The following is an 8,613-nucleotide window of genomic DNA, read 5'->3' as shown; positions in this document are numbered from 1 at the left end:
GACAAGGAAAAGATTGGGAAGCTTTCTAGGGAGAGTTTTTCCTTGAATGAACTCTTTGGTTTTGTGGATCAATACGAAAAGCTTGTAGAAGGGATAACGAGGGAGAAAAATGTTGTAGAAACAAAACTCAGCAAGCTCTATACCCAACAAACCAACATACAACAAGTAGTTGATGCGATGTCAGAATATATCGCAAAACAGGCGACAAAGCTATATCCCAAGCAGTTGGAAGAACAAAAACAGCTGGTTTTTTTTGGATCGAAAAAGAAACCGCAACCACAAGATCCGATTGTGGATCAGGCACGATTTATTCTTGAACAAGGGATTTTTGATTTTGGTTATTACTGGAGTATGTATCCGGATGTGCGTAAAGACAAGAAAGATCCCCTTTTTCATTTTCTCCAGTATGGGTGGAAGGAAAGGCGCAATCCGCATCCGTTGTTTGATACCGATTATTATTTGAGGGAGAATGGGCAGTTGGAGCAGGAAGGGATCAATCCATTGGTGCATTTTTTAGAGCGGGGGTGGCGAGAGAAAAGGAATCCGCATCCGCTTTTTGATCTGGATTATTATTTAAGGCAATGTCCGCAGCTAGCAGAGGAGGGGCTAAATCCTTTGGTTTATTATCTTAAAGGAGGATGGGAAGGAGGAAAGAGTCCGCACGTACTTTTTGATTCGAGTTATTATTTGGAGCAGAATCCCGAAGTAGGGCAGGAAGGGATCAATCCATTGGTGCATTTTTTAGAGCGGGGGTGGCGAGAGAAAAGGAATCCGCATCCGCTTTTTGATCTGGATTATTATTTAAGGCAATGTCCGCAGCTAGCAGAGGAGGAGCTAAATCCTTTGGTTCATTTTGTGAAGATTGGGTGGAAGGAAAGGCGCAATCCGCATCCGTTGTTTGATGTTCAGTTGTATCTGGAAGCACATCCAGAAGCAGTAAGGACAAATGCTTTTCTTCATTATCTGGTTAATAAACCAGATGACTGGCAGGGGTATTGGGTGACGGAAGAGTTTGGAAAGAAGATCTCTGAGTTAACTGTAAGTTGGAAAAATAAAAAAAAGGGTTCGCTGATCTTGTTCATCGATCATGTTTTGGGAGGTGGAGCAAATTTTTATCGTCAACAATGGATCCATCAGTTAGAAAAAGAAAATCAGTTAATTTTTCTTTTCTATTATAATTTTTTTAAAAAAGGTTATTATGTACGGATTTCAGGTTGGGAAAATCAGCTCTTATTAAGCTGCAGCTGCCCAGATTCATTTTTCTATGGTATAGAAGCTCTTTCTGAAGCTTTTGATGTTCTAGAAATTATTCCTAATGCATTGGTTTCATTCCCTGATCCTTTATCAATCCTTGAGGGTTGTTTACAGCTAAAAAAACAGAAGGCAATCAAGCTTATCGTTCCTATTCATGATTACTTCTGTGTTTGTCCTTCTTATAATCTTTTGAACGATAAAGACCAGTTCTGTGGCATTCCGGCAATTGAAGAATGCAGGCGTTGTCTTGTGGCTATTGATAAAGATGAAACTTATCCTAAAAATCTGAATATCGATTTATGGAGAAGAAAGTGGCAGGATTTTTTGGAACATGCTGAGGAAATTCTCTGTTTTTCTGAATCCTCGCTTTCCCTGCTCTTCAAAGCCTATCCAACTTTAGAGAAAAGCCAGATTGTTCTTAAACCCCATTCGATTGGTTCATTTCGCAAAGCGAGGCTAAGGGCTCCACAGCAAAATGAGGAAGTGATTGTGGGCATTGTAGGACACATCGATACGAAGGCTAAAGGCAAGGAACTGATTGGAGAGATGATTCAAACGATCCAGCTTGAAAAGTGGCCAATAAAATTAGTGGTTATAGGAACGGTGGGTGATCCGGAACTAGAAAAAAAACTGCATGTGTATGGCCCTTATAGGAAAGAAGAATTAGTTTCTTTGATTGAATCTTCCATGGTAAATCTTTGTTTTTTACCATCGATTTGGCCGGAAACCTTTTCATATGTTACCGAAGAGTTGATGGCAATAGGAGTTCCTTTGGCCGTATTCGATCTAGGAGCGCAGGCTGAAAAAGTCAGGCGGTATAAATTGGGTCATGTCATTTCTCACATTGATCCTCGGATTGCCTGTAAGGAACTTTGTGAGTTTGCTTTCCGGTTAGCGCAGTTAAAATAATTTAAGCAGGAATAAGAAAGAGTTTGTTCGAAAAACAGTTTTACGGGGAAAAAGTAGGCTAGAGCTCTTTCTTGGAAAAATCGATAAAGGGAGCTTTTGTGTTTAAAGCATGGTTATTCTTTTTTAAAGGACTAAGGACTAATCGATCCATTAAAACTACTTTTTTTGAAACAGCAAAGACAACGGAAAAACCAGATGCCATGCATCTTTCGGATGAGTCACAGAGGAGCCATTTTTGTTTGGATTCACCTAAGCCAATGGATCGGTTGATTATAAACAGTCCTGTTCTTGAAATTGACGGATGGTTTTTTGATTCTTTCGGACAGACTGCCCAATCGATTTGGATAGAAAAAGAAGGGGTATGTTACCCCGTGGAACCGGTGAGGAGAGAAGACGTCAAGAAAACTTACTCTTTTGTTGTAGATTTATGGTGTGGGTTTAGAGCTAGGCTTCCATTATCCCTTGAATTTGAAAAAATAGAACTACTGGCCTTGCATCGAAGTGGGAGAAAAGAACTACTCGTTTCTTTTCAAGCGAAATGGAGTGGTCTTGTAGAAGACATAGAGAGCCAAGTTCGTTTTGGTTTCGACCAGCCGATAGCCGAGCGGATCGTAACGGATGCATTTTGGATTGAGATTAGTGGATGGTGTTTTGACCGGGGTGGGAATGTGGCCCAGGCGGTATGGCTAAGGTCATCTCAGCATCAGATTCGAGCAGAAAGAAGAATCCGGCCGGATGTTAAAAAAGATTATCCCAAGCTTAAGGATCTTGGCTGCGGGTTTTTCCTTTTTGTGCCACTGACGGAAGAGGAACAAAGATACAGCCTTGAAGCGGAGTTATTGGATGGAACGATTTATCCTTTAAAGACATTTTCTGCAAGGAGGTTCAATCGAAAAGAACAAGAAGAGCAGTATGCTCGGTGGCTTTTAGAAGAAGCAAAATTCAAAGAGCAGGATTATCTAGCGACGATTTGTCGGGATAACCAGCTTGCTGTGCATCCTTTTTTTTCGATCCTCGTTTTTTATGATCAACGTTGGAATGTGGAAGATGTCTACCGTCTGCTCTCAACCTGTTTTTCTCAGTTCTATTCGCATTGGGAACTCTGGCTTTGTCCCTATGGCACTGGATCAGTCTTTTCTATTCAATCTTTGGAACACCGGTGGCCTGGAGCCAAACAAAAGATTCATTTTCTTGAAAAAACCTCTACGAAAGCTGAAGCCTTGTATTGGGTTTTACCCTTGGTTCAAGGGGATTATGTCCTGTTGCTAGATCCTTCGGTCCAGATTAGTAAAGAAGCTTTGTTTGTGTTTGCTCTAACAATCAATCGGTATCCTGATCTATTAATGGCTTTTTCTGATGAAGATTCGATGGATAAGTCTGGCAAACGTTCGGATCCTATCTTTAAGCCAGGCTGGAATCCAGAGCTTCTTCGTTCTAATAATTACATTGGACAGGCAGCGATTTATAATACGAAAGCGGTCTGGGATCGGCTGAGAATATCACCTTCATTGGAGGGTCAAGAAGAGTGGGACCTAGCTTTAAGAATTGGAAGTTTTGACTGCGACAAAAACGAAGTGGTTCATGTTCCACGCATTCTTTTCCATCGTTGTGGCTCAAAACAAGCAGTCGGTCGGAATGATAGGGAAGATAAGCAGCGATTAGTGTTGGAAACCGATTGTAGTCGCAGAGGAAAGGATGGAGTAACAATCAAAAAAACAGAAGAAGGATGGCATCTTCGTTATGCCACCGGTCCCTTATCTCCTTTGGTCAGCATTATCATCCCGACACGGCTTCCTTTGCCTTATGTGCAGACCTGCATCGAGAGCATCCTTTCGAAGTCTACTTATCGGAACTTTGAAATCTTGCTTGTGATAAACGGACACAGTTCTTTGGATCAACAACAAAATGCTTTTTTATCCGAGTATTGTAACCTAAAGCAACTCCGTTTGTTGTGGTATGATCAGCCTTTTAATTATGCTGCGATCAACAATTGGGCCGCCAAAGAAGCAAATGGCAAGCTTTTGGCCTTCCTGAACGATGACGTGGAAGTTATTAGTCCAGATTGGATAGAAGAAATGGCTGGACATGCCTTGAGGAAAGAAGTGGGAATTGTGGGAGCAAAACTTTACTATCCAACTCTGACTATACAGAGCGATGGAATGATCCTTTGGAAAGATTACCGAAGATTCCATGGCATGAGCCGAGAATTGCCAGGTTATCTAGGCTTAGCAAAACTCTGCCAAAACTTGACTGGTGTGATTACAGCCTGTGCTCTTATGCGCAGAGAATTATTCGAACGGATTGAAGGGTTTGATGAAGAATTTGCCTACAATTGGAACGACTTGGATCTTTGTTTACGGTTAAAAGAAAGAGGATACTGGACGGTGTGGACGCCTTTTGCTGAGCTAATTCATTACTGTTCGGTTTCCGTTGGAAGAGAATCGATCAACAAACAGCAGGAATGGGAAAAGGAAAAAGAGCTGTTCGAAAAAAAATGGAAAGAAAAATTTCCATCCGATTCTTTTTATAACCCGAACCTGAGTGATTCAGCACCTTTTTATCGGCTGGGGACTACTCCTTGGGATATAAAGGCTTGGGGAAAGGAAAAGAAAGGATAAGTTTTGTTTAAAGGAAAATGTTTCTATCCTTTAGAAGCCAAAAAATGGAGTGAGGATATGGCTGAGCCACAGCAAATGGATGCCGAAAAATGGATTCAGTCTTTGATTAGCAAAGTCCACGAGCAGACTCAATGGACAAAGCTCCAACAGCAAGCTACTGCCTTTGCTTCTTTGGCTTATGGCAGGCTTTGGATTCAAGCACACCAGTCTTTTGAATTGGGAAAGCAATCTTTTGGATTCTGGTCGATTTTTTCAAAGAAAGAAAACTTAGAGCTTTCTACAGCTTCTTGGATAGTTGTAGCCAAAGAAATTGCGAAATCCGCTCTTTTCGATCCCGCTTATTATCTTCAACAATACCCGGATGTCCGGCTTTCTGGGGTAGATCCATTGACTCATTTTGTTTTGTACGGTGTAACTGAAAAACGCAATCCAAACCCTTTTTTTGATGTTGAATATTACCTTCAGCAAAATCCGGATGTAGCGGAGGCCAAAATAAATCCACTCTATCATTTTATCTGCTATGGGTGGAAAGAAGGTCGGAAACCACATCCTCGGTTTGATCCAGCGTTTTATCTTCACCAATATAAGGATGTTGCTGAGGCGGGCATGAATCCTTTGTCGCATTATCTGTTGTTTGGTCAATTAGAAGGTAGGATTGGTTCTCCAGAGGAAGAGCCTCTGAATGATCCTCAGCAAAGAATTCTTCTTAATGGTTCTCTTATAGAAATTGAAGATTGGTATCCTTATGGATTTTCTCCAAGTCCAAGGTGGGGTTATGACAAGCCTGTTCATCCGATCCTCTATTCGATAATCAAAAGATCTGAGGATCATTACCGCTCTCTTTTAACTGACTGGGTTCAGTTTGCTGATGATCTGCTTTCCTTTCCTCTTCGGGACAATGGTTCTGAACTAGATCCCTGTTGGGAAAACAGTTCTTTTCCACCTTTAGATGCAATAGCTCTTTTTGGGATAATCGCTACCACAAAACCCGCTTTGTTTTTGGAAATAGGTTCGGGTTTTACTACCCGGTGGGCTTATGGGGCAAAAGTGAGGTATTCCCCGCTGACGAAACTGGTTTCAATCGATCCTAGCCCTAGGGTGAACGTGGATACATTATGCCAACAGGCTTTCCGAAGGCCTCTTCATGAACTCCCTTTAGATATTTTTGAGCAGTTGGAAGCGGGGGATATTCTTTTTGTTGATGGGACTCACCGGATTCTGCAGGGTTCCGACGCAACTATTTTCTTTCTGGAGATCTTGCCTATAGTAAAGGCTGGAGTGATCATTCATCTTCATGATATTTTTCTGCCTTTTGATTATCCACCGCACTGGCAGAAAAAATATTATTCCGAACAGTACGTGCTTGGATCGATCCTTTTGGTTGCAACCGAAAAATATAGGATTCTTTTTCCAAGCTTTTATGTGAGTCAGCATCAGGAGCTTTTAAAGATTTTGGACCAGCTTTGGACAAATCCCAAGCTTCAGAGTCTAAAGCCAAAAGGGGGGTCTTTCTGGTTTGTTAAACGTTAAAAAGGTTTCTAGAGAGGATTTGAAAAAAAAAGAAAATTGTTTCTATCGGTACAGCTTTTTGGATGAGTGATGAAGAACAGGGGTGATTATTGTTTTGCGGTGGAAAAACCAGCTTTTCCTTTTCTTTTTCTAAAAGGAAGAAGCATAAAAATCGAAGGCTGGTTTTTAGGGCATAATGGACAGAAGGCAGAAGGTATTTGGGTTCAGCTCAAAAACCAAATTTATATAGCCAATTGCATCAGACGGGAGGATGTGAGAGAAAAGTTTTTGGAGTCGGGAAGGAACGTCGATTCGAATTGTGGGTTTGAGGTAGAAATCGAGTTGAGCAGAGGGATAAAATACCTCGTTCTTTCGGCAGATATAGGCTCAGGCAAAAGGATCGACATAGCCAGGTTCGTAGTCTTTGTAAGCAGAAAAGCCAAAGAGTGTAAATCAAAAAAAATAATTAATAATCTAGAACCAATCGAAGATTGGTATCCTTATGGGGCAACACTCGAACCCAGGTGGGGTTACAGTAAATCGCCCCATTCGATCCTATTGAATATCCTGGAGTCTGGCTCTGAAACCTATCTAAAGTTCTTGCTCGAATGCAAGACTTTTCTGCCTGATTTGCTTTCAATCGAGACAACTCCTAGGACCCAAACTGATCCTTTCTGGATGAATGGATGGTTCGATAGTCTGGATGCCTTAGCCTTATATGGGATGGTGGCTTTAAAAAAGCCAAAGGTTTTTTTGGAGATTGGTTCTGGGCATTCAACCCGGTTTGCTTATCTGGCTAAGAAAAGATATTCGCAGTCAACAAAAATTTTTTCAATAGATCCAGCTCCCAGGTCTGAAATTGATCGATTGTGTGATGAAGTCTATCCTCTTCCCTTGCAGCAAATGGGATTGTTGGTTTTCGAGCGGTTGGAGGCAGGCGATATCCTTTTTTTTGATGGTTCTCATAGGTTGTTGCAAGCTTCTGATGTAACTGTCTTTTTCCTTGAAGTCTTGCCTATCATCAAGCCTGGAGTTCTAATCCATCTCCATGACATATTCCTTCCCTTTGATTATCCCCCTCAATGGGCAAAAAGGTTTTATTCAGAAGCATACGTCTTAGCTGTGCTCTTTGCTTTTGCTGCCGAGAAGTTTGAGATTCTTTTCCCATCGGCTTTCGTAGCAACTAAGCCCAAACTTACTACTATTTTTAATGAACTTTGGCAGAAGTATGAGTCAGATGGATTACAACCGCATGGTGGATCTTTTTGGTTTATGAAAAAGATCTAATGCAACATTAATTAGCTTTTTAGCTATCAACAATGTTGCTAAGTTGTTCGCAAAACGGTTTATATAGCAGCAAAAACGATAGAGTAGCTAGCCATATTAAAAAGAATTTTATTGACGGGATGGTTTGCAGAGTTAATAGATAAAGTCATTTTAATCAGTTCAATTTGGATGTCTTCAATTGGTAAAATTTGTTTTTCTCTTGAAGAGCCTAAAAAGAGGTTATTTTTTTCGAAAGAAAGAAAAATTTGTTTCCGAGGCTATTTTTTCGACTCTTTTGGAAGGAAAGCCAAGCAGGTTATTCTCCAATACAAAAATGAAAGGATATTAGCCGATTCGCAGCATAGGGAAGATATCCAAAGTAGGTATGCCAGATCGAATATCCAGATTGAAAAAGAAGTCGGGTTTGAAGGCTGGATCGAATTAAGCCGCGGATTAAAAGAAATCGACATCTTAGCTGAACTCTCTGGCGGTCGAACACTCCGGCTAGCTCGCTATTATATCTTCGTTTATGGCGCATCAAAACCCAACTCAAAGATTGAACAACAAGCAAATCCAGTTTGCCTTCCGCCCGCTTATTTTTGTCTTGATGCACCTCAAGCAGAAGAGTTGATAATAACAGAAGATATTTTTCTTGAAGTTAAGGGTTGGGTTTTTGATACAGAAGGCAATCCTCCAAGTTCCGTAACAGTAAAAAATTCTGCTGGTGTGTTTCCCTGCAAAGCAATCGCTCGCAGCGATGTGAAAGCTGATCATCCTATTTTAAAAGATATCTGCTGCGGCTTTTTGGCTAGGATACCCTTGGAAGAAAATCTCTTTGAATACATTCTGGAAGCAGAGTTTCCCGGTGGAAAGAAGCTTGAGATAGGCAAGTTTTCTGCCCGTTCTTTCAATAGAGAAGAAAGAGAGAAATGGGATAGGGATCGCTATAAGGAGTGGTTTGCCCAGTATGGTCGGTTTGTGGGGAGAGAGGAGGAGCTGTTGAGGCAGCGTCTTAGAGGGTTTGCCTACAAGCCATTCTTTTCGGTAGTGATGGTGG

At 41.2% G+C, this 8,613-nt stretch carries 4 protein-coding genes and 1 pseudogene; all 5 read left to right on the top strand.

Translation table 11 applies throughout. From position 1 onward, the window contains the following. A pseudogene (locus A7Q09_RS10535) lies at positions 1 to 2,163 on the top strand (glycosyltransferase); the annotation flags it as partial. Between the two features lie 98 nt (positions 2,164 to 2,261). Further along, complete coding sequence (locus tag A7Q09_RS07840) at positions 2,262 to 4,781, top strand: glycosyltransferase (RefSeq protein WP_134390915.1); 2,520 nt, start codon at positions 2,262 to 2,264, stop codon at positions 4,779 to 4,781. A gap of 3 nt (positions 4,782 to 4,784) precedes the next feature. After that, positions 4,785 to 6,311 carry a class I SAM-dependent methyltransferase gene (locus A7Q09_RS07835; RefSeq protein WP_134390914.1) on the top strand — a complete coding sequence of 509 codons (1,527 nt, stop codon included), beginning with the start codon at positions 4,785 to 4,787 and terminating at the stop codon, positions 6,309 to 6,311. 69 nt (positions 6,312 to 6,380) lie between these two features. Further along, positions 6,381 to 7,577, top strand: coding sequence for a class I SAM-dependent methyltransferase (locus A7Q09_RS07830; RefSeq protein ID WP_208526715.1), 1,197 nt, complete (start codon positions 6,381 to 6,383; stop codon positions 7,575 to 7,577). A gap of 111 nt (positions 7,578 to 7,688) precedes the next feature. Then, a partial coding sequence (locus tag A7Q09_RS07825; RefSeq protein ID WP_134390912.1) for a hypothetical protein occupies positions 7,689 to 8,613 on the top strand: 925 nt, incomplete at its 3' end.

It is taken from the genome of Methylacidiphilum sp. Yel (assembly GCF_004421185.1).
In the GTDB taxonomy this organism is placed as follows: domain Bacteria; phylum Verrucomicrobiota; class Verrucomicrobiia; order Methylacidiphilales; family Methylacidiphilaceae; genus Methylacidiphilum.
The sequence above is the reverse complement of the archived record's forward strand: the minus strand, read 5'-3'. Positions and strand labels throughout refer to the sequence as shown.

Coding starts and splice junctions, on each gene's coding strand:
- A7Q09_RS07830 (WP_208526715.1), top strand. CDS start 6,381: ATGAAGAACAGGGGTGATTATTGTTTTGCGGTGGAAAAACCAGCTTTT.